Raw genomic sequence first — 24,094 nt, 5'->3', positions numbered from 1 at the left:
GCCACATCGGCCCTCGACGTGGGCGCCCCGCGAGACTCGTTCTCGCGGGGCGCCGTGTCTTTTCACCGTGTCTTTTCGCGCGGTTTTTTCCCGTGGTTTTTCACCAGGCCCGGCCCCGGGGCAGGCTCGCCAAGCCGGGCGCGGACAGGTGCAGCACCTCGTAGCGTTCGGCGCCCGCGTACGCGCCGGGCACCTCCCGCTCCCACAGCGCGAACGTCAGCAGCCGCCAGTGGTGCGGGTCCACGGCGAGGGCGGCGGTGTGCAGGCCCTCGGCACGGCCCAGCTCACGCAGTTCGGCGAGGGCGCCGGCCACCTGCTCCGTCAGGCCGGCCGTGGCGGGCATCTGGGTCAGCCGGCGCGACGCCGCGCGGGGCGCCGCCCCTCGGGCCTGGCCCGCCTCGGCGGCCAGGCCCGTCCAGTGCTGCACCACCGGCCTGCCGAAGTCGCCGACGATGCCCTGGAAGCCGCCGCCGCCTACCAGGAACTCACCCATCCTCCCGGGGTCGTGCCAGAGGTAGAACGGCGCGTACTGGTTGACCGGCGACCCGGCCACGCCCCGCTCGCGAATCAGGTAGGCCTTGAGGCCGAGCCCTGGCCGCTCGTCGAGGGCGTGGCCGCGGGTGGCCACCCGCTCGCGGATGATCCTCATGTCGTAGTCGGCGGGCAGGGCGATCTCGTACTGCATCGCGTACACGGCGGCCTCTTCCGGCGGCTCAGGGGCGGGACAGCAGGGCGAGCACGCCGTCGACGGCCTGGTGGAACGGCTCGGGCGTGCCGGCCGCGCGGGCCACGACGTATCCGCCCTGCAGCACCGCCACGATCGTCGCCGCGGTCGGTCCCGGATCGAGACCGGCGTCGAGCTCGCCCCGGTCGCGCCCCTCGGCCAGCACCGCCGCGAGCCGGTCGCGCAGCCACGCGAAGGTCTCCTCCACCGGCCGCCGCAGCGCCGGATCGGCCATGACGTCGGGGTCCTGGGTGAGCCGGCCGATCGGGCAGCCCCGCAGCACCTCCCGCTCGCGCCGCAGGTAGGCCGACACGCGCTCGACGGCGGTGCCCGGGCCGCCCAGGATCTCCTCCACCCCGGCGCGCATCTCCTCCGCCGTACGGCCGATCGCGGCCAGCGCGAGGTCAGGCTTGCCGGAGAAGTGGTGATACATGCTGCCCTGACCGGCTCCCGCCCGCCGCTGGATGGCCCGCGGGCTGGTCCCGACGTAGCCGCGTTCCCACAGCAGTTCGCGGGTGCTCTCGATCAGACGATCCGGCGTGCTCACGCCGTACATACTAGTAGGTACAGCGGAGTGTTGGTGAAGCCGTACAAAACACGAGGCAGTGTGTTGCAGGGGTCATACACCTGAACAGGGGTCCGGGCGGCCTAGGGTATGTCCGTCGGACCGGAGAAGGAGAGGCCGTGCTCTACCCCGCCCTGAAGTTCGTCAGCGTTCCCGTCATGCACGCGCTGTGGCGGCCGCGGATGGAGGGACGCGAGCACGTCCCCGCGCACGGGGCCGCGATCATCGCCTCCAACCACCTGTCCGTGCTCGACTCGTTCTTCATGCCGGCCCTGGTGCCGCGCATGGTGCGGTTCGTGGCGAAGAAGGAGTACTTCACCGGCAATCCCCTCTTCGCGGCGTGGATGCGCTCGATGGGGGCGATGGAGATCGACCGGGAGAACGTCTCCGCCGCGCAGGACATGCTCGACGCCGCGGTGGAGGTGCTGAAGGCGGGCGAGGTGTTCGGCATCTATCCCGAGGGCACCCGCTCCCCCGACGGCCGGCTCTACCGGGGGAAGGTCGGCGTGGCCTGGCTCACGCTGACCACCGGCGCCCCGGTCGTGCCCGTCGCCATGCTCGGCACCGAGAAGGTGCTGCCGCCCGGCACCTCGGTGCCACGCCTGCACAGCATCGGCGTGCGGTTCGGCGAGCCGATGTCCTTCACCGGCGACCCCGGCAGCGCCAGGGACCGGCGGAGGGTGACCGACGAGGTCATGGCCGCGATCCAGCGCCTGTCCGGCCAGGAGTACGTCCCCCGGTACGCCGCCAGCGTCAAGGGCGCCGGCGAAGCCGGAGTGTGATTGACGATTCGACCCCGCTAGGCTCTGAACCCGACCGCAGGGCCGTCATTGGGGGTGCGTGTGCCGCGAGGACGTACCGTCGCGATCTCGGCCGCCGTGGCCGTCGTGCTGGCCGGAGGGGCCGCAGGGGGCGCCTACTACGTGCTGCACACGCGCGGCACGCCACAGGAGACCGCGGCCCGGTTCACCGCGGCCTGGTCGAGGGGCGACCTCGCGGCGATGAAGGCCGAGCTCGCCTCACCCGCCGCCGGCTTCGACGCGGCGTACGCCGAGCTCACCAAGAACCTCGGAGTGGCCAAGGTCGCCGTCCGCGACGTACGGGCCGGTGCGGCTGAGGACGACCGGGCGACCGCCTCCTACACGGCCACCGCCACGGTGAAGAACGTCGGCGACTGGACCTACAAGGGCTCGCTCAGGCTCGTGGTCAAGGACCACTACTGGAAGGTCGACTGGTCGCCGTCCGCGGTCCATCCCGCGCTCGACGGGACCAACCATCTGGCGCTGAAGACGTCGTGGCCGCAGCGGGCCGCCGTCACCGACGCCAATGGCGACCGCATCGACGGCGGCGACGTGGGCGGCTCGGTGCAGCAACTCGTGGGCTTCCTGGACAAGGCGAAGGACAAGGACGTCGCGAAGCTGGGCACGGCCTACAAGGAGGGCGACGCCGTGGGCCGCGGCGGCCTGCAGGAGACGTTCCAGAAGCAGCTCGCCGGCACCCCCACCACCGTGATCCAGGTGGTGGGCGAGAGCCGGAAGACCCTGCACAGCGTCGAGGGCTCCCCCGGCAAGGACCTGCGGACCAGCCTCGACCTGAAGGTGCAGAAGGCCGCCGCAGACTCGGTACGCGACCTGGACAAACCGACCTCGCTCGTCGCCATCAGACCTTCGACGGGCGAGATCCTCGCCGTCGTGAACAACAGGGGCGGGTTCAACCGCGCGCTGGACGGCAAGTACGCCCCCGGATCCACGTTCAAGACGGTCACGGCCGCCGGGCTCCTGGCGGAGGGACTGACGCCGTCGAGCCGGGTGACCTGCCCCGAGGAGGCGGTCGTCGGAGGGCTGAAGATCCGCAACTCCGACCACGAGGCGTTCGGGTCGCTGTCGTTCCTCGACTCCTACGCCCACTCGTGCAACACGACGTTCGCCCCGCTCGCCGCGCAGAAGCTGGGCGCGCGCAAGCTGTACGACATGGCGACGGACCTCGGCTTCAACCAGCCGCTGCGCATCGGCGTCCCGGCGACGCCCGGCAGCATGCCGAAGGCCGCCAGCGACGCCGAACTCGCCGCGGAGGCGTTCGGGCAGGCCAGGATCACCGCGAGCCCGCTGGTGATCGCGACCGTGGCCGCGGCGGTGGCCGACGGCTCCTGGCGGCCACCCACGCTGGTGCCCTCGCTGGAGCAGAAGACCGCTCCCAAGAAGCTGCCGGCGGACGTCGTCAAGAACCTCCGGTCGATGATGCGGGCGGTCGTCACCAAGGGCACCGCCCACGGCGCCGGGCTGCCCGCGGGGACGGCGGGCAAGACCGGCACCGCCGAGTTCGGCACCGGACCCAAGCTTGACTCGCACGCCTGGTTCATGGGCTTCCGCGGCGACCTGGCCTTCGCCGTCGTCGTGGAGGCGGGCGGCATGGGCGGCGAGGTGGCCGCCCCGGTCGTCGCGCACTTCCTCAAGTCCCTGTCCTGAGGCCGAGGCGGGGCGAGCCTGGCGCCGAGCGCGACAGGCGCCCGCCGGACCCAGCCGTCACCCGGATCTGGGCGTCACCGTGACCGTGGCACGCCGCGTCTCGTACGCGGCCCGGGCGCGTGCGGTCAGAGCGTGCGCCGCCTGATCGCCGCCTCGAGGTTGTCCAGCTCGTTGCCACGATGGGCGCGGTGCTGTCGCGTCCAGGCCTCGTCGTGGAGGGGGTCGAGCGTCATGACCAGGTTCGTGCGGTCACCGGCGGGCTCGATGTCGATGGTCGTCAGGTGCTCGTACGGCTCGTGGCCGGGCACGAAGTCGATCGGCGACAGGTAGGCGAGGCGGGCCGGCGGCGCGACCTCGGTGAACGTCTTGTGGAACTCGGTGGACAGCGCGTTGCCGGTGTCCCGCACGAACGCGACCTGTTCCGGCGAGGTCGCGGTCATGGTGTACCGCAGCCGGCCGCCGGGCCGCAGGTCGAGCTCGCTCACCCGGATGTCGAACCCGTCGGGGACCCACCACTCCTCCAGGCCGGCGGCGGTGGTCAACAGCTCCCAGACGAGCTCCGCCGGAGCGTCGTAAGTGCGCTCGATGCGGGCGGTGCCGGTGCTGGGCGTGAGTTCGGTGGTCATCGGTTCTCCTCGTTCTCCGGGTTCCCGCGAGTTGCTGCGGGTCCCTGCGGGCTCTGCCTTGCCGTCCGCCGGGCGGATCCGCCGGACGGTTCCGCAGCAGTGACGAACGGCCGAGCGCCGGACGGACACCCCCGATGGAAAAAATCGGCCGGCGGTCGCTGTCCGTCCACGGCGGCGCCGTTCGTCTGATACTTGACGCGGCACCGACCCGTGACTGGAGGACTCATGCAGTATGCATTGCTGGCCTACAACCCGGCGGAGGACACGGACCGGGCGGCGCGCCCGATCCCGGGTGCTCTCGCCACCATGCTCGACCGGCCGGAGGTCACCGGCTGGGCGCGGCTCCACGCCGACGGGTCGGCGACGACGCTGCGCAACGACGAAGGACGGGTGCTGCTGACCGACGGGCCGTTCATCGACAGCAAGGAGTACCTCGCCGGCCTGATCCTGATCGAGGCCGACGACCTCGACGGGGCGCTCGCCACCGCCCGGGAACTGCTGGGGACGACCAGGCCCGGCACCGCGATCGAGGTGCGGCCCATCCTCGACGGGCGCCTCCGTGGCGCTTGACGCCGTCTTCCGCGACCAGTGGGGGCGCGTGCTGGCGACCCTGGTCGGGATCCTCGGCGACATCGAGCTGGCCGAGGACGCGGCCGCGGAAGCGTTCGCCGCCGCCGCCGAACGCTGGCCGGGCGACGGGGAACCGGCCAATCCCACCGGCTGGCTCGTCACGACCGCGCGCAACCGCGCCATCGACGACCTGCGCCGGCGGCAGGTCCTGGCCGGCAAGACGAAGCTGCTCATCCGCGACACCGAGACCGGGCCACAGCCGCCGGAGGCACTCATGGACGACGCCGCCACCATCCCGGACGAGCGTCTGGAGCTCGTCTTCACCTGCTGTCACCCGGCGCTGGCCCTCGACGCGCAGGTGGCGCTCACCCTGCGCACCCTCGGCGGCCTGTCCACCGACGAGATCGCGCTGGCGTTCCTCGTTCCGTTCGAGACCATGAGCAAGCGACTCACCAGGGCCAAACACAAGATCCGCGACGCGGGCATCCCGTTCGCCGTACCGCCCGATCACCAGCTGCCCGACCGGCTGGCGGCCGTCCTCGCCGTGGTCTACCTGATCTTCAACCAGGGCTGGGGCGGCGGCCGCGTCGACCTCACCGCGGAGGCGATCCACCTCGGCCGGGCGCTCGCCGACCTGATGCCGGACGAACCCGAGGTCCTCGCGCTGCTGGCGCTGATGCTGCTGCACGACGCGCGCAAGGGGGCCCGCCTGCGCGACGGACGGATCGTCCCCCTCGACGACCAGGACCGCTCCCTGTGGGACATACGGCAGATCGACGAGGGCCGGGCGCTGCTGCGGCGGGCCATGGCACGAGGGCGCTCAGGCCCCTACCTGGTCCAAGGGGCCATCGCCGACCTCCACCTCCAGGAACCACGCGACTGGCGGCAGATCGCCGCGCTGTACCAGACGCTCGCCCGGCAGACCCGCTCGCCGATCGCCGAGATGAACCGGGCCATCGCCGTGGCCGAGATCGACGGGCCCGAGGCGGGCCTGGCCGTCCTCGACCGCCTCGACCTGGGCAACTACCGCTACTTCCACTCCACCCGCGCCGAGCTCCTGCGTCGCGCCGGCCGCGACGCCGAGGCTCACGACGCGTACGGCCGGGCGCTCGACCTCGCGCAGACCGAGCCGGAACAGCGTTTCCTCGCCGAGCGGCTGGCCGAGACCGCACCCTCCGTCCGGAGCGAGCCCGGCCGCGCCGGCGGATGACGGGTGCGTCACCGGCTGTGCCCGGCGTGGCCGCCGAGGGGACGCGCGATTCTCGCGCGGTACTGGCTCCGCTCGGCGGGGAAAGCTCCGGGCCCCCGCTAGACCGGGAGAGCGGCGGCGTCGTGCCGCAGGGCCATGACCAGCAGGGTCGCGATCAAGGTGGCGATGAGCAGCCAGCTCACCGCGATGATCACGGTGGAACGGCCCGGCCGGCGACGGCCCGCGCCCCGCCCCTGCCGTCCATGCTCCGCACGGTGGTTGAACGACTCCAGCCTGGCCGCAAGCTTCGGGTCCTCGTCGGTGAGGTGCCGCTCGATCATCGCCAGCATCCGCTCTTCGTCCTGCGACCAGGCCATCGCGCAACTCTCCCAGAACGCAAGGTATGTGCCGACGTTCTGCCCAACGATGAAGATCGTTAGCCGTTTCGAGGGCCGCTATTTACGACGCGTTGCATGTTGCGATCTCCATCGAACCTCTGTTCTAATCGGAGGGTGCGGTGGGACGGGCTGCGGCTCGAAACGGGGGAAGGCGCGCAGGGAGAGACGACTCCCCTGTTCGCCCGGTCGGCCGTGGCCCGCACCTTCGACACCCCGGAGTTCCGAGGCGTCACCTTCTACGAGATCCACGCGCGGTCGGTCATCAACCGGGTCCCGTCGGCCAGCCGGGTTCCGTTCGAGTGGACGATCAATCCCTACCGCGGCTGCACCCACGCGTGCACGTACTGCTTCGCCCGCAGGACGCACGAATACCTCGACCTGGACTCCGGGCGGGACTTCGACTCGAAGATCGTCGTGAAGGTCAACGCCCCCGACCTCGTACGCAGGGAACTGGCGGCGCCACGGTGGGGCGGGCACCCCATCGCCATGGGGACCAACGTCGACTGCTACCAGCGGGCCGAGGGCCGCTACCGGCTGATGCCGGGCATCCTCGCGGCCCTGCGGGACGCCCGCAACCCGTTCTCGATCCTCACCAAGGGCTCACTGATCCTGCGCGACCTCGGGCTGCTCGCCGAGGCGGCAGAGGTGACCGACGTCAGCACGGCCGTCTCGATCGGGTTCACCGACGAGTCGCTGTGGCGGGCCGTCGAGCCGGGCACCCCCTCGCCACGCAAACGGCTGGAGGTGTGCGCCACGCTGAACGAGCACGGCATCCCCTGCGGGGTGCTCATGGCGCCGATCCTCCCCTATCTGTGCGACTCCCCGCAGGCGCTGGAGACCACCGTGCGCCACATCGCCGAGACCGGCGCGACGCACGTCACGCCGATCGTGCTCCACCTGCGGCCGGGTGCGCGCGAGTGGTTCATGGCCTGGCTGTCGCACGAGCACCCCCGGCTCGTCCCCCGCTATCTGGAGTTGTACGGCCGGGGCGCCTACGCGCCCAAGGCGTACCAGGAACGGATCGGCCATGCCGTGCGCGAGCTCGCCCGGAAGTACGGCATCGGCCGGTCGGCCTCGCGCGGCGATCGCGCGTCAGAAGCGCGTGGCGACGCCGCGGCAGGGGCACGTCGCGGCGCCGCAGCGGGGACGCGCGGCACTCGTGCCGGGCAACGGCCCGGTGAGCGGCCGGCTCCCGCGACCGCACCGGCCGCGCCGCCCGAACAGCTCACGCTCCTTTAGGCGACCGCCGGCGGTAAGCAGCCGTCGGGGGTAGGCAGCCGGCGGCGGTAGGCGGGCGTCGGCGTCGGGGGTAGGCGGGCGCTGACGGTAGGCGGTAGGTGCGTGGGGCGCTTCTGCTCGGCCGCGGAGCGGACGGGGCCGGTCAGGTGTCACCGGCCGGTGGCGGCACGGCGAAGGCGCCGGCGGATGCGGCGAGAGCGGCGGTTCTGGCCGCCTGGCCGGGCAGGTCCGGGCCGGGCGGCGTGCGGAGAAGCACCAACTGGTGATAGACGGGTGCGGTAGCGGCGATGAGCAGCCGCCGGGCGTCCGTGCCCAGCGGGAGTTCGGCGCGCTCGACGGCCCGGCGGACGATGACCTCGCACCGGGCGTACCGGTCCTCCCAGAGCCGCCGTTGGGCGTGGTCGGCCTGCTCGGAGCGGAACGAGGCGGCGATCAGGGCCGCCACGATCGGCGGCTGTGCGGTGAGCGCGTCCTGGATCTCGCGGTTCAGTGCCGCCAGGTCGCCCTCCAGGGAACCGGTGTCCGGGGGCTGCCAGGCGTCGTCGCCCGCCGCGTCCAGGACGTCGGCGAGCAGGCCGCCGACGTCTCCCCAGCGCCGGTAGACCGTCGCGCGGTGCACACCCGAGCGGGCGGCGACGGAGTCGACGGTGAGCCCGTCATAACCGTGCTCCCCGAGCTCGGCGAGCACCGCGTCGAGCACCTGCCTGCGGATACGGGCGCTACGGCCGCCGGGGCGGCGCCGGGGCGGCGGCACGGGCCTGGCGCCCTCCGGCTCTGGTGCGGAAGAAGTCATCGCTGGTGGTCCGGTTGCTCAATGGAACGACGGCGTGTCAGTATCTTAACGCACCAATTGTCGCAGTAGTGATGCCATCGACTCTCATCCGAAGCGTTGGCCAGGAAGGAAACGACGCGCGATGCCGGCTGTGCCCCCCGACCCGACCGTGCTGCATCCGATGCCCGGGCAACCGCGGGTGGTGCTGCTGAAGCCGCTGATCACCTCGCCGCTGATCGAGGTCGGCGAGTTCTCGTACTATGACGACCCGGACGATCCGACCGCGTTCGAGACCCGCAACGTGCTCTACCACTACGGGCCGGAGAAGCTGGTCATCGGGAAGTTCTGCGCCCTGGGCGAGGGCGTGCGGTTCATCATGAACGGCGCCAACCATCGCATGGACGGGCCTTCGACGTTCCCGTTCCCGATCATGGGCGGCTCCTGGGCGGAGCACTTCGACCTCATCACGGGCCTGCCCGGACGGGGCGACACGGTGGTGGGCAACGACGTCTGGCTCGGATACCGGTCGATGGTGATGCCGGGCGTACGCATCGGCCACGGAGCGATCATCGCCTCCGGCTCGGTCGTCGCGGACGACGTCCCCGACTACGGCATCGCCGGCGGCAACCCCGCCAGGCTCATCCGCCGCCGCTACGGCGACGCGGACATCGAGCGCCTCCTCGCGCTGGCCTGGTGGGACTGGCCGCTCCAGCACATCACCGGCCACATCCGCACGATCATGTCCGGAAGCATCGACGACCTGGAGAACGCGACGCCGGTGCTCCCCCACGGATGATCCGGCGCTTCAGAGTTCCAGCACTTGCGAATCGAGTCATCAGCATGCCTGCCTCCTCCGCCCACAACCTGTTCGCCGACCGGCTTCGCGCCCATGCCGTCCCGCTCACCCACCTCGACCCGGCGGCGCCGCTCGACGACCTGGAGCCGCTGCGCGACATCGTCGGCGACGCGCGCGTCGTCGCGCTCGGCGAGAACTCGCACTTCATCACCGAGTTCTCGCTGCTGCGCCGGCGCATCCTGCGCTTCCTGGCCGAACGCTGCGGCTTCACCGTCCTGGCCTTCGAGTACGGATTCAGCGAGGGCTTCCCCCTCGACGCCTGGGCCCAGGGCCAGGGGACGGACGACGACCTGGACGCCCAGCTCGCCGCGGCCATTCCTGTGGGAGTCGCGGAGCCGCTGCGCTGGATACGCCGGCACAACGCCACCGCCGACGTGCCGGTGCGCTTCGCCGGGATCGACGTCCCCGCGGCCGGCGGCTCGCTGCTGCCCGCCCTGACCCCCGTCGCCGACTACCTGCGGCGGATCGACCCCGAGACCCTCCCGCTGGTCCAGCAGGCCATACGGATCGCCGAGTCGTTCGCCGGAGCGTCCGCGGCCTCGGCCGCGCCGGCCTGGACCCGCTTGGCCGCCGCCGAGCAGGACGCTCTCAGTGCGATCCTGATGCGCCTGCTCATCCGGTTCCGTGCCGTCGAGGTGCTGTACGTCTCCCGCAGCGACCGGCGCAGTTACGAGATCGCTCTGCGCCGGATCGAGGCCGCCTGCCACGCCGACTACGGCTTTCGGGCCATGGCCGGCCTGTACGCCGGCACCGGCCTGACCGCCGACACCTCGGCCCGCGACGTCTACATGTCCGGGTCGGTCCTGTGGCACCTGGAGCGCTTCGGCCCCGGCACCCGCATCGTGCTGGCGGCCCACAACGCCCACATTCAGAAGACGCCGGTCTCCTTCGACGGCCACCTCACCGGGCTCCCCATGGGACAGCACCTCCAGCGCTGCCTGGCCGATGACTACGTCGCCCTCGCCCTGACCAGCATCACCGGGCACACCGCTGATATGCGTCCCGATGAGAACGCCCGCTTCGGGTTCGCCATCGACAACACCGAGCTGGAGCCGCCCGAGCAGGGCAGCATCGAGGCCGCGTTCGCCGATGCCGGGCTCGGGCTGAGCATGGCCGATCTCCGCCGGGCGCGTGCGGAGGCTTCCGGCGGCGCAGGCCCCGACCGCATCCGGATCCAGAGCGCCTACGTGCACACCCCCGTCCTCGACGCGTTCGACGGCATCGTCAACACGCCGGTCTCCACCGTCGCCGGCGACATCGAGAACTGACGCCCCAGAGGGATTCGGGGCGATGAGGCGAGTTCCTCGCGACCGCCGTCACCGGCCGCGTCGATCCTCCTCGCGGGCGCGCAGCCCCGGACGGTTGTCCGTGCGGATACGATCGGCGGCCGTGGATGACGACGCCGAGGACTTCGTCCGCGCGCACACCAGGCTCGCGCCCGTGCCGTACGTGCCGGAGATACGACTGCGCCTGATCACGCCTGATGCCGTGCCCAGCGGTGCGCCCGGCGCAGGGCCAGCCACAGGGCCTGCCGCGGGCGGCGACGACCACGTGTACGAGTTGTGGGAGCGCGCCGGGCGGCTGCCCTTCTGGGCCTGTCCCTGGGCCGGAGGGCAGGCGCTGGCCCGCCACGTGCTCGACCATCCCGAGATCGTGCGGGGCCGCACCGTCCTCGACCTCGCCACCGGCTCGGGGCTGGTCGCGGTCGCCGCGGCGCTGGCCGGAGCCGCCCTGGTCGTCGCCAACGACGTCGACCCGTACGCGCTGGCGGCCGTCGGCCTGAACGCCCGCGCCAACGGCGTCGCGGTGCGGGTCGCCGAGGGCGACCTGCTCGACGGGACGCCGTCCCAGCAGGTCGTGCTGGCGGGGGACGTGTACTACGAGGAGCCGCTGGCCCGGCGGGTGACCCCGTTCCTGTCCCGGGCCGGCGATGTCCTTATCGGGGTGCCCGACCGCGCCTGCTCCTACCTTCCAGAGGGTGTGTTCGAGCAGGTCGGCGTGCATCACGTGCCCGCCTTCCTGGAGGACACCCCCAGCAAACGGACAACCATATATCGGCTTTCCGCACACTCTGTGACCTAGCTCACAACAACGAGACAACTGCCGGTTACGTCATAGGGAAGGGGATCTTCAGCTGACACGAACGGGGCGTGACTGTGTCTTCTCTTCACCGCAGGGTGGCAAGGAAAGCGGCCAGGGCGGTCATACGGGTGCTGGAGGCCCGTGACCGGCAGCGTGCCCGGTCGGCGCCGCCGCCCGACGGCCACGAGATCCGCATCCTGCTGCTGCACGCCAACGGCATGGGCGGCACGATCCGCACGGTCTTCAACCTCGCCGGACATCTGGCGCGTACCCACGATGTCGAGATCGTGAGCGTCGTGCGGGAACGCGAGGAGCCCTTCTTCCCCGTTCCTCCCGGAGTGCGCGTCCGCTACCTCGATGACCGGCTGCCCCGCCGCAAGGGCCTGCTCTCGCGGTTCCCGAGCAGGCTGGTGCCGAAGGACGAGGCGGCCTACCACTGGTTCACCCTGCGCACCGATCTCAGGCTGGTCCGCTACATCCGCTCACGCCGCCGCGGCATCCTCATCGGGACCCGGCCCGGCCTGAACCTGATCGCCGCGCGCTTCGCACCGCCGGAGATCATCACGGTCGCCCAGGAGCACGGGAACCTGTCCTCGCACCAGCCGCAGGTGCGCAAGCAGATCATCCGCACCTACGGCAGGCACGACGCGGTCGTCACCCTCACGCAGGCCGACCTGCGCGCCTACGAGCGGTCCTTCGAGAAGGCGCGCAGGGACCGGCCCGCCGTGCTGGCGCAGGTGCCCAACGCGACGCCCCGCCTCGACGGCGGCGTCTCGCCGCTCACCGCGAAGACCGTCGTCACGGTCGGCCGCCTGACCTGGGGCAAGGGCTACGACCTGCTCATCCGCGCCTGGGCGCACGTGGCGGCCCGGCACCCGGAGTGGACGCTGCGGATCTACGGCGGCGGCCCCCGGCAGGACAAGCTCCAGGCGTCGATCGACAAGCGCGGGCTCTGCGAGCGGGTGTTCCTCGAAGGCCCGGCCGAGGACGTCGGCGCCGTCCTCGCCGACGCCTCGATGTTCGTGCTGAGCTCGCGCCACGAGGGCATGCCGATGGCCATCCTCGAGGCGATGAGCAAGGGCGTCCCCGTGGTCAGCTACGACTGCCCGACCGGCCCCAGAGAGATGGTCACCCACGGCCACGACGGTCTTCTGGTGAAGGCGGAGAAGATCCACGCGATGGCCGACGCCATCTGCACGCTGATCGAGGACGAGGACCTGCGCCGCCGGATGGGCGCCAACGCGCTGAAGACGGCCGCGCGCCACGACCTCGACGTCATCGGCGCGCGCTGGGAGGACCTGCTCTCCGGCCTCGTGGCCCGGCGGCACGCTCTCCCGCCCGCCGGCCCGCTCGCGTACGGGCCGGCCGGGGCGAGCGAGGACGACGCCGGGGAACGGCCCGGCTCTCCCGACGCCGCCGCGCCGCACGCCGCCCGTACGCCGGAGGGGCGGACGGCACGCCTCAGCCAGAACGCGTGAACCACGCGCGCCCCGGACTAAGGGAGGACCGCCGGCGGCGCCACGGTCACAGGAGGATGCCGCCGGAGACCTCGACGCGCTGACCGGTGATCCAGCCGCTCCCGTCGGCGAGCAGGGCGCCGATCGCGCCCCCGACGTCGGTGGGCTCCCCCACCCGTCCCAGCGCGGTCTGCGACGCGAGCATGGCGCGGAACCCCTCGTCGTCCCGCATGATGCCGCCCGCGAAGTCGGTGGCCACCGGGCCGGGGGCGACGGTGTTGACCGAGATGCCGCGCGGCCCGAGCTCCTTGGCGAGGTATCGCGTCAGCACCTCCACCGCGCCCTTCACCGACGCGTACGCCGCCTGCCCCACGCTCGTGAACCTGGTCAGCCCGGTGGAGAGGTTGACGATCCGGCCGCCGTCCGCGATGAGGGGCAGCAGCTTCTGCGTGAGGAAGAAGACGCCCTTGAGATGCACGTCGATCAGGGCGTCGAACTCGCTCTCGGTCGTGTCGGCGAACGCCGCGGTGACCGCGATGCCGGCGTTGTTGACGAGGTAGTCGAAGTCGTCCCGGTGCCACCGCTCGCGCAGGGTGCGGCGCAACTCGTCCGTGAAGTCGTCGAACCCCGCCACCACCGCGGTGTCCAGTGACAGCGCCACCGCGGTGCGGCCGAGCCCGGTCACGGACTCGACGACCTCCTCGGCCTGGTCCTTGCCGGCCCGATAGGTGACGACGACGTCGACGCCGCGCTCGGCGAGGGCGAGTGCCGTGGCACGTCCGAGGCCCCGGTTGCCGCCGGTGATGAGGGCGATTCGCTGAGAGGTCATGATGGAAGCTCCTGGTCATCGGGGACACGGCCCCCTGGCGGGGCCGCCACGCCCAGTTCACCGGGTCGCGTGCCGGGCTGCCACGGCCCACATGTCCACGGCTCATGCGGCCACGACTCACGCAGCCGGGGCGCGTTTATCCGGGGATCGGCAGGCCGTGGATACGCGGTGACCGGCGCGACAGGATGAGCGGGAACGGGAGAAGACGAGGAGGCCGAAGGTGGACCGCGAGGGACTGGCGGACTTCCTGCGCAGGCGCAGGGAGGCGCTGCAGCCCGAGGACGTCGGGATGGTCCGCGGGCCGCGCCGGCGCACCAGCGGGCTCCGCCGCGAGGAGGTGGCCGCCCTCTGCGGCATGTCCAGCGACTACTACAGCCGGTTGGAACGCCAGAGAGGACCGCAGCCGTCGGAGCAGATGCTGGCCGCGATCGCCCGTGGCCTGCGCCTGACCCTCGCCGAGCGTGACCACCTCTTCCTTCTCGCCGGCCACAGCGCACCGCAACGGGCGGTTCGGGGTGACCACGTGAACCCGGGGATCATGCGCGTGCTCGACCGGCTCTGCGACACCCCCGCCCTGGTCACCACGGCGCTCGGCGAGACGCTCCGGCAGACCCCGGCCGCTCTTGCCCTGTTCGGCGACCAGACCGGCTTCAGCGGGATGGCGCGCAGCCTCTTCTACCGGTGGTTCACCGACCCGGCCGAACGACGCCTCTACCTGGAGGACGACCATCCGCTGTACGGACGGGTGTTCACCTCCCTGCTGCGCGAGGCCGCCACGCGCGAGGGACCCCGGTCGCGCGCCGCCGCCCTCACCCGCGACCTCCTCGCCCGCAGCCCCGAGTTCGCCGCGCTCTGGGACAGGCACGAGGTCGGCCTGGGACACCCGGACACCAAGCGCCTCGTGCACTCCCAGCTCGGCGTGCTGGAACTGCAGTGCCAGACGCTGCTCGACCCGGACCAGTCGCAGGCGCTGCTCGTCTACACGGCCACGCCGGGCACCGAGAGCCATGACAAGCTGCGCCTGCTCGCCGTCATCGGCAGTCAGCGCCTCGAGGCCTGACCGGCCCACTCCTCCAGACGGCGGGCGAGGGCCCGTACCTCCTCGCGCAGCTCGGGCGGGCCGACCACGGTGAACGGCACGCCGAGACCGGCCAGCACCTGCGCCATGCCGTCCAGCCGCTCCGCGCGGCCGGTCATCCGGACGCCGCCGCCCATCGCGCCCCCGTCCATCGCGCTCCCGTCCATCGCGCTCCCGTCCACCGCGCTCACGTCCACCGGGGCGAGCGCGGCCACCGTGGGCGGGATCCGCCGCCGGGCCTCCTCCATCGTCATGGCCAGCACCACCTCGACCTCGTACCGGTACGGCACCGAGGCCAGCGACTCCATCACGTGGGCGACCGCGTCGAACTCCCCCGGGGCGGCAAACTCCTCCTCCGTCGTCTCCGCCCGGCCGATCCGGTCGAGCCGGAACGTCCGCACCTCGCCCCTGCGGTGGTCGTGGCCGGTCAGGTACCAGCGGCCCGAGTGGAACACCAGCCCGTAGGGATCGACCGTCCGCTCGCTGTCCTGTCCCCGGAAGGACCGGTAGGCCAGCCGTACGCGGAGACGACGGCGGGCCGCGTCGGCCAGCGTCAGCAGAGTGGCGCCGCTCGGCCGGGAGGTCGCGGCGGAGCGGGTGGTCAGGCCGACCATGGCCTCCACGGCGGCGACCCGGTCACGCAGGGCGTCGGGCAGCACCCGCTGGATCTTCGCGAGCGCGCTCTCCGCCGCCCCCTCGCCCACCGTGAGGCCCGCGCGGCGGCCCGCGAGCAGCCCGAGCACCACGGCGGCGGCCTCGTCGCCGGTCAGCATGAGCGGCGGCAGCCGGTATCCCGGCATGAGCCGGTAGCCGCCGTAGCGTCCCCGCTCGGCCTCCAGCGGAATGCCGAGGTCCTCAAGCCTGCGCACGTAGCGGCGCACCGTCCGGACGTCCACCTCCAGGCGCTCGGCCAGCTCGGGACCGGTGAGCCCGGGCCTGGCCTGCAGCAGCTCCAGAAAGGCGAGAACGCGATTGGTGGACATATCAGGACCGATTCTGCCCTGATTCGGCTCTAGCGTCGACGCATGACGACATACGTACTCGTTCCTGGTTTCTGGCTCGGCGCGTGGGCGTGGCGGGACGTGACCGCCGCCCTTCGCGGCATGGGACACGAGGTCCACCCGCTGACCCTCACCGGCCTCGCCGACCGTGCCCACCTCGCCTCCCCCACCCTGGATCTGGACACCCACATCCGCGACATCACCGGCCTCGTCGAGGCCGAGGACCTGAACGACGTGGTCCTCGTCGGCCACAGCGGGAGCGCCGCCGCGGTCACCGGGGCCGCCGCCCGCGCGGCCGGCCGCGTGAGCCGAATCGTGTACGTCGAGAGCGGCCCGGTGCCGGACGGCATGGGCCAGATCGACCTGACCGGGCGGGAGTTCGTCGAGAAGCGCGTCGAGGACGGCTGGCGCTACCCCATGCCCTCCTGGGACGAGCTGCAGGAGTCGGGCGCGAGCCTGGAGGGGCTGGGCGAGCGCGAGCGTGCGCTGATGGCCGCCCGGGCCACCGGCCAGCCACTCGGCACGATCACACAGCCCCTCACGCTGGGTGACGACGCCGCCTCGTTCGCCGCGCTGCCGAAGACGCTGGTGAGCTGCTCGTTCCCGCTCGCCCAGGTCAAGGAGCTGATCGCGGCCGGACACCCGGCGTTCGCACCGCTGGGCGGGCCGGAGTGGGAGCTGCGTGAACTGCCGACCGGCCACTGGCCGATGCTCTCCCGTCCCGGCGACTTTGCCGCGCTTCTTGCCGCGCTGCTTTAATCGACCCGACGCCTTTACATTGTAGATTCCTCGGGTGGGACATTTGTCCCGCCCGGGGCCGTATCGATCTCTCTACCTGGGACGACGGCGCCCGCCTACCGTCGTCCCCATGACCACGAAAACCGCCGACGCCGTGTCCCTGACCTCGGCGACCAAGCGCTTCGGCCCCGTACGGGCCGTGGACGGGTTCACCCTCGCCATCCCCCGCGGTCAGACGGTGGCCCTCCTCGGCCCCAACGGCGCGGGCAAGTCGACCGCCATCGCGCTGCTGCTCGGGCTGCTGCCGCCCGACTCCGGGCGGGCCGCGCTGTTCGGGCTCGACCCCGAGCAGGCCGTACGGCAGGGCCTGGCGGGCGCGATGCCCCAGGAGGGCGGCCTGATCCCCCGGGTCACGGTCCGCGAGTTGCTGACCTTCGTGTCCGGGACCTACGCCGCTCCCCTCCCCCTCGACCGGGTGCTCGCGCTCGCCCGGATCGAAGACCTGCGCGACCGCCGGGTGGACCGGTTGTCCGGCGGGCAGGCGCAGCGTGTGCGGTTCGCGATGGCGGTGTGCGGCGACCCCGACCTGATCGTCCTCGACGAGCCCACCGCCGCGCTCGACGTGGAGGCCCGGCGCGAGTTCTGGGACGGCATGCGCGGGCTGGCCAGCCGTGGCAAGACCATCCTGTTCAGCACCCACTACCTGGACGAGGCCGACGAGCACGCCGACCGCGTCGTCGTGCTCGGCCACGGCCGGGTGATCGCCGACGGCACCAGCGCGGAGATCAAGCGGGCGGCCGCGCTGACCACGGTGAGCGTGGCCGCCGACGGAGAGTCCGCCTGGCTCGCGACCCTGCCGGGAGTGCGCCACATGGAGATCAGGGGCGGCCGGGTCCACCTGCGCAGCGGCGACTCCGACGCCACCGTCATGGCCCTCGCCCGCGCGGGCGCCGTCCGCGAGCTGGAGGTCGCCCCGGCCGACCTGGAGGACGCCTTCGTCGCCCTCACAACGAAGGAGAACGCGTGATGTGGGGATACGTACGGCTCGAACTGACCAGGACCCTGCGCGACGGCGGCTATGTGATCTTCGGGATCGTGATGCCGGTCGTCATGTACCTCGTCTTCACCAACCTCGGTCTGGCCCCCGGCGACCGGCACGACGCCGCGATCTACACGATGGTCAGCATGGCGGCGTACGGCGCGCTCGGCGGCGCGTTCAACAACGGCAGCGGCATCGCCGAGGACCGCGCGGCGGGATGGCTGCGCCAGTTGCGGCTCACCCCGCTGACCCCGGCCGAGGTCGTGGCGGGGAAGGTCGTCACCGGAGCGGTCGCCGTCGTGCCCAGCATCGCGGCCGTACTGGTGGCCGGCGTGCTGGTCAACCACGTCACGCTCCCTCCGCAGCGGTGGCTGGCGATCGTCGCGCTCCTGTGGGCGGGCACCGTGCCCTTCTCCCTGCTCGGTCTCGGCAACGGCTACCGCCTGTCGGGTCAGTCCGCGGCGATGGCCAACATCGCGACCATGCTGACGCTGTCGATCCTCGGCGGCCTGTGGGTGCCGGTCGAGAAGTTCCCGTCCTGGCTGGGGGCGATCGCCGAGTGGACCCCGTCGAACAGCTACGCTGGCCTGTCCTGGCGGATCGCGTTCGGCGACGTCCCCACCCTCCGTCAGGTCGTCCTCCTGTCGGCCTGGCTGCTCGTGTTCGGCGTCTACGCGGTGTACGGCTACCGCCGCGCCGGTCGCCGGGCCTGACCGCTAATGTGACGTTGCCGATGACGACAGAACGCGACACCTGGCTCGACCCGCTGCGGGAGGGCGAGCGCGGCCCCGACGCCAAGGGCATGTACATGTGGGTGGCCGTGACGGCGGCACCCGTGTGGGACATCGCACACGGCCGGTCCCATCCCCTCTGGCTGGCATGGCCGGCCGCGCTGGCCGCGGCCGGGCTGTACGTGGCCACCACGCACTTCGCCTTCGCGGACCGGCGGCGCGCCCTGCCGGCGCTGGGCCTGCTCGCGGTGGTGGTCCTGGCGTCCGCCGCCGGGTTCGAGGGCAACTGGCTCTACCTGATCATGATGCTGGCCGTCGCCACCGGGATCACCGTGCGCGGCAAGATCCTGCCGGTGGTGCTGCTCGCCGAGTGCGCCGCCGCCCTGGCCGTGGCCGTGCGCGCCGACACCGGCCTCACCGGCGTGCTCTCCATGATCTGGGGCACGTTCACCGCCGGCCTCATTCCGGCGATCATCATCCGGCTGTGGGAGGCCATCAACGAGCTCAAGGCCACCCGCGAGGAGCTGGCCCGGGCCGCGGTGACCGAGGAACGGCTGCGCTTCTCCCGCGACCTGCACGATCTGCTCGGGCACACCCTCTCGATCATGGTCGTCAAGGCCGAGGCCGTACGCCGGCTGGCGCGGGTGGACGCGGACGCGGCGGCCGATCAGGCGACCGACATCGAGCAGATCGGGCGGCAGGCGCTGACCGAGGTGCGGGCCGCCGTCACCGGCTACCGGGGCAGGGGACTGACCGCCGAGCTCGACTCCGCCCGCGCCGTGCTCGCCGACGCCGGCGTCGAGGTCACCGTCCGCGCCTCCTCCGTACGGCCCGGTCCCGAGGCCGACGCCCTGCTCGGCTGGGCCGTGCGCGAGGGCGTGACCAACGTCGTACGGCACAGCCGCGCGTCGGCCTGCGAGATCGGCCTGCGCGACGACGGCGGGCTCCTGGTGCTGGAGATCCGCGACGACGGCCCGCCGCAGGAGGCCCACGGGCACGGCAACGGGCTGATCGGCCTGCGTGAACGCGTGAAGGCCGCCGACGGCACCGTGGAGACCACGGCGCCGCCGGACGGCGGCTTCCTGCTCCGGGTGGCCGTGCCGTACGCGAAGGAGGACGGTCAGTGATCAAGGTGCTGCTGGCCGAGGACCAGGGCATGATGCGCGGCGCGCTGGCCCTGCTCCTCAACCTGGAGGACGACATCGAGGTCGTCGCCCAGGTCGGCCACGGCGACGAGGTGGTGGACACCGCTCTGCGCACCCGGCCCGACGTGGCCCTGCTCGACATCGAGATGCCGGGCTGCGGCGGGCTGGACAGCGCCGCCGACCTGCGCGAGCGCCTGCCCGAATGCGCCGTGCTCATCCTCACGACGTTCGGGCGGCCCGGCTACCTGCGCCGGGCCATGGAAGCCGGGGCGCGCGGGTTCCTGGTCAAGGACGGCCCGGTGGAGGATCTCGCCGACGCCGTCCGACGGGTGCTGCGCGGCGAGCGGGTCATCGACCCCGCACTCGCGGCGGCCGCGCTCAGCACCGGCCCGAGTCCGCTGACCGACCGGGAGCGGGACGTCCTCGCGACGGCGGCCGACGGCTCGACGATCTCCGACATCTCGGCCCGCCTCCACCTGTCGGAGAGCACCGTGCGCAACTACCTGTCGTCGGCCATCGGCAAGACCGGCACCAGGAACCGGATCGAGGCCGCCCGCCTGGCCCGCCACAACGGCTGGCTGTAGAGGCTCACTGCACGTCGAACTCGTTGCCCTCGGGATCGGCCATGGTCACGTGGTGGCTCCCGGGCTCCCTGACGACATGCAGCACGGTGGCGCCGAGCGCCTTGAGCCGGTCCACCTCGGCGTCCCTGCGCTCGGGGCCCGCGTGCAGGTCGATGTGCAGGCGGTTCTTGCCGGCCTTCGGCTCGGGGACCGCCTGGAAGAGGATCCGGCGGCCGAGACCGGTGCCGGTGTCCGGATCGACCGGGTCGTCCGGGTGCCGTACGGCCCGCAGCGTCCGGAAGGCCGTGTGGTCGGGGGTCACCGCGTCCTCCCCCACGACGCCGCCGGCCAGGAGCCGGCCGACCAGCACGCTGTTGTCCTCCACCTCGTAGCCCAGGGCCTCGGCCCAGAACGCGGCCTGCGTGTGCGGGTCCGCGCAGTCGACGACGAGCTTCCATTCGAGAGTCATGTAACCCTTTATAGTGGTTACATGAGCCTGACGCTACACCCGCGTGACGGGGTCTCCTTCCGGTTCGATCCGGGCGCCCTCTGCCTGGAGTTCCTGGTGAGCGGTGGCGTGGGCGTCTACGCCCACTACGAGACGCTGCACGAGCCTGCCGACCTGGCCCGGTGGGCCGCCGTGTCCCGGCTCGGCCTGAAGGAGGTGGACACGACGGCCGGCGAGCTCGCCCGCGCGAAGGCCCTGCGCACCGCCCTGTGGGGGCTGGCCGGTGACCGCGTCCACGGGCGCACGCCACGGCAGGCGGACGTGGACGCGGTCAACCGCGCGGCGTCGGCGCCACCGCTGACGCCCGTGATGACGGCGGACGGGGAGCGATCCTGGGCCGCCCCCGCGACCGGGGGCCAGGTGGTCGCGACCGTCGCGAGGGACGCGATCGAGCTGTTCACCGGCCCGATGGCGGATCGCGTGCGGGAGTGCGCGGGGGACAACTGCGCCCTCATCTTCGTCGACACCTCACGCCCGGGCAGCAGGCGCTGGTGCTCCATGGAGCGGTGCGGCAACCGCCACAAGGTCCGCGCGCACCGCTCCCGCGAAAGCTAGAGCCGCATCAGGCACCGTTCGCCCTGTCAACCACTTCACGTAGCCGTTCGTAGGCGACGTGCTTGTTCCGCCAGATGATGTAGCGGCGGATCATGCTGCCCTGCTCCTTGTGGCCGGCATGGTCCGTGCCGTCCAGCGCGAAGTAGCGCAGGGCGGTGAACTGGGCCTCGATGCGGTTGAGCCAGGAGCTGTTGGTCGGCGTGTAGGCGAACTCAACGTTGCTGGCTGCGGCCCAGTCGCCGACCCGGGAGTCCTTCTTCGTGGTCAGGTGCGGGGAAAAGTCGTCGAGCACGATCGCAATCCGGACCTCGGAGTCGAGCACCGCGGTGACGAACCAGCCCCTCGTCCTGGTGGCGCACCTCTATGACCCCCTGCCCCTGGGTAGAGGAGGCCCGGACCCGGTAGTGATAGACGATGTGGTCGAGCGGGCCGGGGAAGGGTTCGCGCCACCATGGCCGCGTGGACTCCCAGTCTTCGAGCACCGCTCTCACCGGCAGGCCGAGTTGATCCGCTTATGGGAGCCGTGCCTGCCGCCCTGTGGCGTGAACTCCGTTTCACGAGCCTGTGGTGTCGAAGGCAGGAGAGGCCGTGCGACCGGAGTCGGAGGGACCGTCAGCCGTGGCGCGGGCTCCGGCGATCCGCGCCCACAGGGCGACGGTCGCACCGATCGCACAAAGGAGGGCCGTGACCGCCGTGGCCCTGTTGGCGCCGTCGGCCATGGCATACGCCGGTCCCCGGGGCGAGGTCGCCTGGCTCACCACGGTGGCCACGATCGCGACCCCCAGTGCCGAACCGAGGTAGCGGAAGCTGTTGTTGGCGCCGGAGCCCATGGCGGCCCGGTGCGAAGGCACGCTGCCGACCGCCAGCCGGGCCAGCGCGGCGTTGAGGATGCCGCTGCCGATGCCGGCGATGACCAGCCCGGGAACCAGGTGCGTCCACGAGCTGCCCACGTGCAGTCCCAGTAGGGCCGCCTCACCGATCCCGCAGACCAGGAGCGAGCCGGCGACCTGGGTCGTGGCGGCCACTCCTGCCAGGCGTCGAGCCTGGAGGGCGGAGACCACCGACAGTCCGGACCAGATCGCCAGCACCAGAGACGCGGTCAGCGACGTCTCGCCCAGGGACTTCTGGAGCACGGTGGGCAGGTAGCTCATCAGGCCGACGATCGACAGGCCGGTGAACAGCGCGCCGGCGCTCGAGGCGACGAAGCCCGAGTTGCGGAAGAGGGTGACATCGAGCATCGGTTCGGCGACTCGGCATTCAACCACCGCGAACCCGACGAGAAACAGCACTCCGACGACGAGCAGGATCAGGACCGGGGCGCGGCCCCAGCCGTCGCGGCCCTCGGCGAGGCCCGCGACCAGGCAGGACGACCCCGCGGCGAGGGTGACCACGCCGAACGGGTCGAGCTTGCGCGGTCGGGCGGTGCCGGACTCGTCCAGGCCGTAGGCTGTGAGCAGGATGAGCACCGCGGAGAGCGCGGCCAGCACCGCGTAGACCGTGCGCCAGCCGCCGGCGTCTTCCAGGAACGCCGCGTAGATCGGGCCGGTGGCGATGCCCAGGCCGATCGAAGCGCTCCACCGGCCGAGAGCCTTCACCCGTGCGGGCCCGGCGGGGTAGACGTTCCCGATCAGGCCCAGGGTCGGTGCCAGGATCGCGGCCGCCGCGCACCCCTGCAGTATCCGGCCGGCGAGGAACACGGCGGTGTCGGGCGCGAGCGCGGAGAGCAGGGTGGAGATCAGGAGGAGGACCGCGCCGGCCCCGAACACCCGCTTGCGGCCGTAGTCGTCGGCGGCACTGCCCATCGTGAGAAGCAGGGCGGCCAAGCCGACCAGTGTTCCGGTGAGCACCCAGGTCTGCGCCGAAGGCCCCATGCGGAGGGCGGCGGCGTTGGGCGTGAGGGTCGTCAGCGGGGCGGTGTAGTCGATCAGCACCAGGAGGGTGCCGAAGCCGGTCGTCAGCAGGGTGAGGCCGGGGCGGTGGCGGGGGGAAGTGGCCGGACTCGGCGTCATGTCAGGTCCTCGGTATCGACGACGGAGATGGTGTCGGTTCGGTGAACGAACTTTGGGGACTTTACCAGTCACGGTCTGGTGAACGAACTCTCGGCTAGACTTCCGCCATGGCACTGGGCACCGATTACGCATTCCAGGACTGCTCGCTGGCGCGCACACTGGAGGTGGTCGGCGAGCGCTGGACCATGTTGATCATTCGCGACGCCTTCTACGGCGTGCACCGGTTCAACGACTTCCTCGTGCACCTGGAGATTCCTCGTGCCGTCCTGACCACGCGCCTGCAGGCACTGGTGGCGGCGGGGGTGCTGACCAAGCAGCCGTATCTGCGGTCGCCGGTGCGCTACAGCTACGTGCTGACGCAGGCCGGCCGCGAACTCTGGCAGCCGATCTATGGGCTGGCCCAATGGGGCGAGCGCAACGCCTCCAACGGCAAGGTGCGGACGATCTTCAGCCACTTCACCTGCAGCACCCGGCTGGACCGCGCGGGCAACTGCCCGGCCTGCGGTGGGCCGGTGCCCCCGGAGGACATCACGATACGGCCCGGCCCCGGCGCGGATGCGAGCCTCCGAAAGGACCCGGTCTCGCGCGCGCTCGCCCGTCCCCACCGTCTGCTGACTCCGCTTCAGCTGACTGACGGCACCGCGGGTTGACGTCGTGCTCGACGTCTCAGCGGCCCGGCCCGGCGAGTCGTGATCCCGACGGCGGGTGGTCCGGCTACGGGAGCGATCGCGGTAGCCCGAACCACGGGAGCACGCTGTCGTCGAAGCGCGTCATGGCGCAGATCCGGTCGCCGGCGAGGGTGAGGACGAACAAGCCGGTCCCGTGGCGGATGCCGGTGGAGGTGGTCAGGTAGACACCCAGCGCGGGTTTCCCCTTGGCCCGCGTCGGCACGAGGTCGAGCCTGCGGCCCGAGCCAAAGACGCCGGCACAGAAACGGCGGGGAACTCCAGGACGT

General features: G+C 72.0%; 28 protein-coding genes. 17 read left to right on the top strand and 11 right to left on the bottom strand.

Annotated elements, in window-relative coordinates:
- Window positions 1–100: 100 nt before the first annotated feature.
- Both ACIBK1_RS31980 and ACIBK1_RS31975 read right to left on the bottom strand, forming a co-directional pair.
- Window positions 101–685: a DUF4865 family protein gene (locus ACIBK1_RS31980; RefSeq protein ID WP_231514165.1), complete on the bottom strand. Its 585-nt coding sequence runs from the start codon at window positions 683–685 to the stop codon at window positions 101–103.
- A gap of 28 nt (window positions 686–713) precedes the next feature.
- Complete coding sequence (locus ACIBK1_RS31975; RefSeq protein ID WP_396739423.1) at window positions 714–1,271, bottom strand: TetR/AcrR family transcriptional regulator; 558 nt, start codon at window positions 1,269–1,271, stop codon at window positions 714–716.
- A 176-nt stretch (window positions 1,272–1,447) separates the two neighbouring features.
- Between ACIBK1_RS31975 and ACIBK1_RS31970 the strand changes: the two genes are divergently transcribed.
- Together ACIBK1_RS31970 and ACIBK1_RS31965 are read left to right on the top strand one after the other, a co-directional pair.
- A complete protein-coding gene (locus ACIBK1_RS31970; protein WP_051762661.1) occupies window positions 1,448–2,071 on the top strand; it encodes a lysophospholipid acyltransferase family protein in 624 nt (207 codons plus the stop codon).
- 60 nt (window positions 2,072–2,131) lie between these two features.
- On the top strand, window positions 2,132–3,754 hold the full coding sequence (locus tag ACIBK1_RS31965; RefSeq protein WP_030511895.1) for a penicillin-binding transpeptidase domain-containing protein: 1,623 nt from the start codon (window positions 2,132–2,134) through the stop codon (window positions 3,752–3,754).
- A gap of 125 nt (window positions 3,755–3,879) precedes the next feature.
- Here ACIBK1_RS31965 and ACIBK1_RS31960 read toward each other — a convergent pair whose 3' ends face one another.
- Window positions 3,880–4,380: an SRPBCC domain-containing protein gene (locus ACIBK1_RS31960; protein ID WP_396739421.1), complete on the bottom strand. Its 501-nt coding sequence runs from the start codon at window positions 4,378–4,380 to the stop codon at window positions 3,880–3,882.
- Window positions 4,381–4,605: 225 nt separating this feature from the next.
- Between ACIBK1_RS31960 and ACIBK1_RS31955 the strand changes: the two genes are divergently transcribed.
- Entirely contained in the window at window positions 4,606–4,950 is a 345-nt protein-coding gene (locus ACIBK1_RS31955; protein WP_030511893.1) for a YciI family protein, read from the top strand.
- Window positions 4,940–6,160: an RNA polymerase sigma factor gene (locus ACIBK1_RS31950; RefSeq protein WP_030511892.1), complete on the top strand. Its 1,221-nt coding sequence runs from the start codon at window positions 4,940–4,942 to the stop codon at window positions 6,158–6,160. The genes ACIBK1_RS31955 and ACIBK1_RS31950 overlap by 11 nt, the downstream gene beginning before the upstream one ends.
- A 98-nt stretch (window positions 6,161–6,258) precedes the next feature.
- Here ACIBK1_RS31950 and ACIBK1_RS31945 read toward each other — a convergent pair whose 3' ends face one another.
- Window positions 6,259–6,516, bottom strand: coding sequence for a DUF3040 domain-containing protein (locus ACIBK1_RS31945; RefSeq protein ID WP_030511891.1), 258 nt, complete (start codon window positions 6,514–6,516; stop codon window positions 6,259–6,261).
- A 135-nt stretch (window positions 6,517–6,651) separates the two neighbouring features.
- Here ACIBK1_RS31945 and ACIBK1_RS31940 point away from each other — a divergent pair, with 135 nt between their 5' ends.
- A complete protein-coding gene (locus ACIBK1_RS31940) occupies window positions 6,652–7,776 on the top strand; it encodes an Rv2578c family radical SAM protein (protein ID WP_396739419.1) in 1,125 nt (374 codons plus the stop codon).
- Between the two features lie 142 nt (window positions 7,777–7,918).
- On the opposite strand, the gene ACIBK1_RS31935 is transcribed toward ACIBK1_RS31940, so the two are convergent.
- Window positions 7,919–8,569, bottom strand: coding sequence for a TetR/AcrR family transcriptional regulator (locus ACIBK1_RS31935; RefSeq protein WP_030511889.1), 651 nt, complete (start codon window positions 8,567–8,569; stop codon window positions 7,919–7,921).
- Window positions 8,570–8,690: 121 nt separating this feature from the next.
- Here ACIBK1_RS31935 and ACIBK1_RS31930 point away from each other — a divergent pair, with 121 nt between their 5' ends.
- From ACIBK1_RS31930 to ACIBK1_RS31915, 4 genes are all read left to right on the top strand, one after another.
- Window positions 8,691–9,344: a CatB-related O-acetyltransferase gene (locus ACIBK1_RS31930; protein ID WP_030511888.1), complete on the top strand. Its 654-nt coding sequence runs from the start codon at window positions 8,691–8,693 to the stop codon at window positions 9,342–9,344.
- Window positions 9,345–9,388: 44 nt separating this feature from the next.
- Entirely contained in the window at window positions 9,389–10,672 is a 1,284-nt protein-coding gene (locus tag ACIBK1_RS31925) for an erythromycin esterase family protein (protein ID WP_030511887.1), read from the top strand.
- A 121-nt stretch (window positions 10,673–10,793) separates the two neighbouring features.
- On the top strand, window positions 10,794–11,486 hold the full coding sequence (locus tag ACIBK1_RS31920; RefSeq protein ID WP_030511886.1) for a class I SAM-dependent methyltransferase: 693 nt from the start codon (window positions 10,794–10,796) through the stop codon (window positions 11,484–11,486).
- A gap of 95 nt (window positions 11,487–11,581) precedes the next feature.
- Complete coding sequence (locus ACIBK1_RS31915) at window positions 11,582–12,964, top strand: glycosyltransferase family 4 protein (RefSeq protein ID WP_231514162.1); 1,383 nt, start codon at window positions 11,582–11,584, stop codon at window positions 12,962–12,964.
- A 46-nt stretch (window positions 12,965–13,010) separates the two neighbouring features.
- Here ACIBK1_RS31915 and ACIBK1_RS31910 read toward each other — a convergent pair whose 3' ends face one another.
- Window positions 13,011–13,772 carry an SDR family NAD(P)-dependent oxidoreductase gene (locus ACIBK1_RS31910; protein WP_030511884.1) on the bottom strand — a complete coding sequence of 254 codons (762 nt, stop codon included), beginning with the start codon at window positions 13,770–13,772 and terminating at the stop codon, window positions 13,011–13,013.
- A 220-nt stretch (window positions 13,773–13,992) separates the two neighbouring features.
- On the opposite strand from ACIBK1_RS31910, the gene ACIBK1_RS31905 reads away from it, so the two are divergent.
- Entirely contained in the window at window positions 13,993–14,832 is an 840-nt protein-coding gene (locus ACIBK1_RS31905) for a helix-turn-helix transcriptional regulator (RefSeq protein ID WP_076442496.1), read from the top strand.
- On the opposite strand, the gene ACIBK1_RS31900 is transcribed toward ACIBK1_RS31905, so the two are convergent.
- Window positions 14,814–15,833 (bottom strand): helix-turn-helix transcriptional regulator, encoded by a 1,020-nt coding sequence (locus ACIBK1_RS31900; protein WP_396739415.1) that lies wholly within the window; start codon window positions 15,831–15,833, stop codon window positions 14,814–14,816. The genes ACIBK1_RS31905 and ACIBK1_RS31900 overlap by 19 nt on opposite strands.
- A gap of 42 nt (window positions 15,834–15,875) precedes the next feature.
- Here ACIBK1_RS31900 and ACIBK1_RS31895 point away from each other — a divergent pair, with 42 nt between their 5' ends.
- The 5 genes from ACIBK1_RS31895 to ACIBK1_RS31875 all read left to right on the top strand — a co-directional run bounded on the left by ACIBK1_RS31895 (window position 15,876) and on the right by ACIBK1_RS31875 (window position 20,088).
- Window positions 15,876–16,610: an alpha/beta fold hydrolase gene (locus ACIBK1_RS31895; protein WP_396739413.1), complete on the top strand. Its 735-nt coding sequence runs from the start codon at window positions 15,876–15,878 to the stop codon at window positions 16,608–16,610.
- A 109-nt stretch (window positions 16,611–16,719) separates the two neighbouring features.
- Window positions 16,720–17,616, top strand: a complete 897-nt coding sequence (locus ACIBK1_RS31890; protein WP_396739411.1) for an ABC transporter ATP-binding protein — start codon at window positions 16,720–16,722, stop codon at window positions 17,614–17,616.
- The gene (locus ACIBK1_RS31885; protein WP_030511879.1) at window positions 17,616–18,341 is read left to right on the top strand and encodes an ABC transporter permease; all 726 of its coding nucleotides are present in this window, start codon (window positions 17,616–17,618) and stop codon (window positions 18,339–18,341) included. The genes ACIBK1_RS31890 and ACIBK1_RS31885 overlap by 1 nt, the downstream gene beginning before the upstream one ends.
- A 20-nt stretch (window positions 18,342–18,361) precedes the next feature.
- On the top strand, window positions 18,362–19,486 hold the full coding sequence (locus tag ACIBK1_RS31880; RefSeq protein WP_396739409.1) for a sensor histidine kinase: 1,125 nt from the start codon (window positions 18,362–18,364) through the stop codon (window positions 19,484–19,486).
- Entirely contained in the window at window positions 19,483–20,088 is a 606-nt protein-coding gene (locus tag ACIBK1_RS31875; RefSeq protein ID WP_396739407.1) for a response regulator, read from the top strand. Before ACIBK1_RS31880 ends, ACIBK1_RS31875 begins: the two co-directional genes overlap by 4 nt.
- Before the next feature lie 4 nt (window positions 20,089–20,092).
- On the opposite strand, the gene ACIBK1_RS31870 is transcribed toward ACIBK1_RS31875, so the two are convergent.
- On the bottom strand, window positions 20,093–20,536 hold the full coding sequence (locus ACIBK1_RS31870) for a VOC family protein (RefSeq protein WP_396739405.1): 444 nt from the start codon (window positions 20,534–20,536) through the stop codon (window positions 20,093–20,095).
- A 21-nt stretch (window positions 20,537–20,557) separates the two neighbouring features.
- On the opposite strand from ACIBK1_RS31870, the gene ACIBK1_RS31865 reads away from it, so the two are divergent.
- The gene (locus tag ACIBK1_RS31865) at window positions 20,558–21,130 is read left to right on the top strand and encodes a CGNR zinc finger domain-containing protein (RefSeq protein WP_030511875.1); all 573 of its coding nucleotides are present in this window, start codon (window positions 20,558–20,560) and stop codon (window positions 21,128–21,130) included.
- Window positions 21,131–21,137: 7 nt separating this feature from the next.
- Here the strand turns inward: ACIBK1_RS31865 and ACIBK1_RS31860 are convergent, their stop codons facing one another.
- Both ACIBK1_RS31860 and ACIBK1_RS31855 read right to left on the bottom strand, forming a co-directional pair.
- Complete coding sequence (locus ACIBK1_RS31860; protein ID WP_231514161.1) at window positions 21,138–21,452, bottom strand: transposase; 315 nt, start codon at window positions 21,450–21,452, stop codon at window positions 21,138–21,140.
- Between the two features lie 232 nt (window positions 21,453–21,684).
- A complete protein-coding gene (locus ACIBK1_RS31855) occupies window positions 21,685–23,139 on the bottom strand; it encodes an MFS transporter (protein WP_063754729.1) in 1,455 nt (484 codons plus the stop codon).
- Between the two features lie 107 nt (window positions 23,140–23,246).
- Here ACIBK1_RS31855 and ACIBK1_RS31850 point away from each other — a divergent pair, with 107 nt between their 5' ends.
- Window positions 23,247–23,789, top strand: coding sequence for a winged helix-turn-helix transcriptional regulator (locus ACIBK1_RS31850; RefSeq protein ID WP_076442482.1), 543 nt, complete (start codon window positions 23,247–23,249; stop codon window positions 23,787–23,789).
- Window positions 23,790–23,853: 64 nt separating this feature from the next.
- Here ACIBK1_RS31850 and ACIBK1_RS31845 read toward each other — a convergent pair whose 3' ends face one another.
- Window positions 23,854–24,030, bottom strand: coding sequence for a hypothetical protein (locus ACIBK1_RS31845; RefSeq protein ID WP_197042922.1), 177 nt, complete (start codon window positions 24,028–24,030; stop codon window positions 23,854–23,856).
- Window positions 24,031–24,094: the final 64 nt, after the last annotated feature.

The organism is Microbispora rosea (assembly GCF_044460045.1).
GTDB classification, from domain to species: domain Bacteria; phylum Actinomycetota; class Actinomycetes; order Streptosporangiales; family Streptosporangiaceae; genus Microbispora; species Microbispora rosea.
This window is presented reverse-complemented; position numbering and strand designations above follow the sequence as displayed.

What these genes read in the sequence shown, in the direction of transcription:
- ACIBK1_RS31980 (WP_231514165.1), bottom strand. Translation starts at nt 685, where the DNA reads ATGCAGTACGAGATCGCCCTGCCCGCCGACTACGACATGAGGATCATC.
- ACIBK1_RS31970 (WP_051762661.1), top strand. Translation starts at nt 1,448, where the DNA reads ATGCACGCGCTGTGGCGGCCGCGGATGGAGGGACGCGAGCACGTCCCC.
- ACIBK1_RS31960 (WP_396739421.1), bottom strand. Translation starts at nt 4,380, where the DNA reads ATGACCACCGAACTCACGCCCAGCACCGGCACCGCCCGCATCGAGCGC.
- ACIBK1_RS31955 (WP_030511893.1), top strand. Translation starts at nt 4,606, where the DNA reads ATGCAGTATGCATTGCTGGCCTACAACCCGGCGGAGGACACGGACCGG.
- ACIBK1_RS31945 (WP_030511891.1), bottom strand. Translation starts at nt 6,516, where the DNA reads ATGGCCTGGTCGCAGGACGAAGAGCGGATGCTGGCGATGATCGAGCGG.
- ACIBK1_RS31935 (WP_030511889.1), bottom strand. Translation starts at nt 8,569, where the DNA reads ATGACTTCTTCCGCACCAGAGCCGGAGGGCGCCAGGCCCGTGCCGCCG.
- ACIBK1_RS31930 (WP_030511888.1), top strand. Translation starts at nt 8,691, where the DNA reads ATGCCGGCTGTGCCCCCCGACCCGACCGTGCTGCATCCGATGCCCGGG.
- ACIBK1_RS31925 (WP_030511887.1), top strand. Translation starts at nt 9,389, where the DNA reads ATGCCTGCCTCCTCCGCCCACAACCTGTTCGCCGACCGGCTTCGCGCC.
- ACIBK1_RS31910 (WP_030511884.1), bottom strand. Translation starts at nt 13,772, where the DNA reads ATGACCTCTCAGCGAATCGCCCTCATCACCGGCGGCAACCGGGGCCTC.
- ACIBK1_RS31900 (WP_396739415.1), bottom strand. Translation starts at nt 15,833, where the DNA reads ATGTCCACCAATCGCGTTCTCGCCTTTCTGGAGCTGCTGCAGGCCAGG.
- ACIBK1_RS31895 (WP_396739413.1), top strand. Translation starts at nt 15,876, where the DNA reads ATGACGACATACGTACTCGTTCCTGGTTTCTGGCTCGGCGCGTGGGCG.
- ACIBK1_RS31890 (WP_396739411.1), top strand. Translation starts at nt 16,720, where the DNA reads ATGACCACGAAAACCGCCGACGCCGTGTCCCTGACCTCGGCGACCAAG.
- ACIBK1_RS31885 (WP_030511879.1), top strand. Translation starts at nt 17,616, where the DNA reads ATGTGGGGATACGTACGGCTCGAACTGACCAGGACCCTGCGCGACGGC.
- ACIBK1_RS31880 (WP_396739409.1), top strand. Translation starts at nt 18,362, where the DNA reads ATGACGACAGAACGCGACACCTGGCTCGACCCGCTGCGGGAGGGCGAG.
- ACIBK1_RS31870 (WP_396739405.1), bottom strand. Translation starts at nt 20,536, where the DNA reads ATGACTCTCGAATGGAAGCTCGTCGTCGACTGCGCGGACCCGCACACG.
- ACIBK1_RS31865 (WP_030511875.1), top strand. Translation starts at nt 20,558, where the DNA reads ATGAGCCTGACGCTACACCCGCGTGACGGGGTCTCCTTCCGGTTCGAT.
- ACIBK1_RS31855 (WP_063754729.1), bottom strand. Translation starts at nt 23,139, where the DNA reads ATGACGCCGAGTCCGGCCACTTCCCCCCGCCACCGCCCCGGCCTCACC.
- ACIBK1_RS31850 (WP_076442482.1), top strand. Translation starts at nt 23,247, where the DNA reads ATGGCACTGGGCACCGATTACGCATTCCAGGACTGCTCGCTGGCGCGC.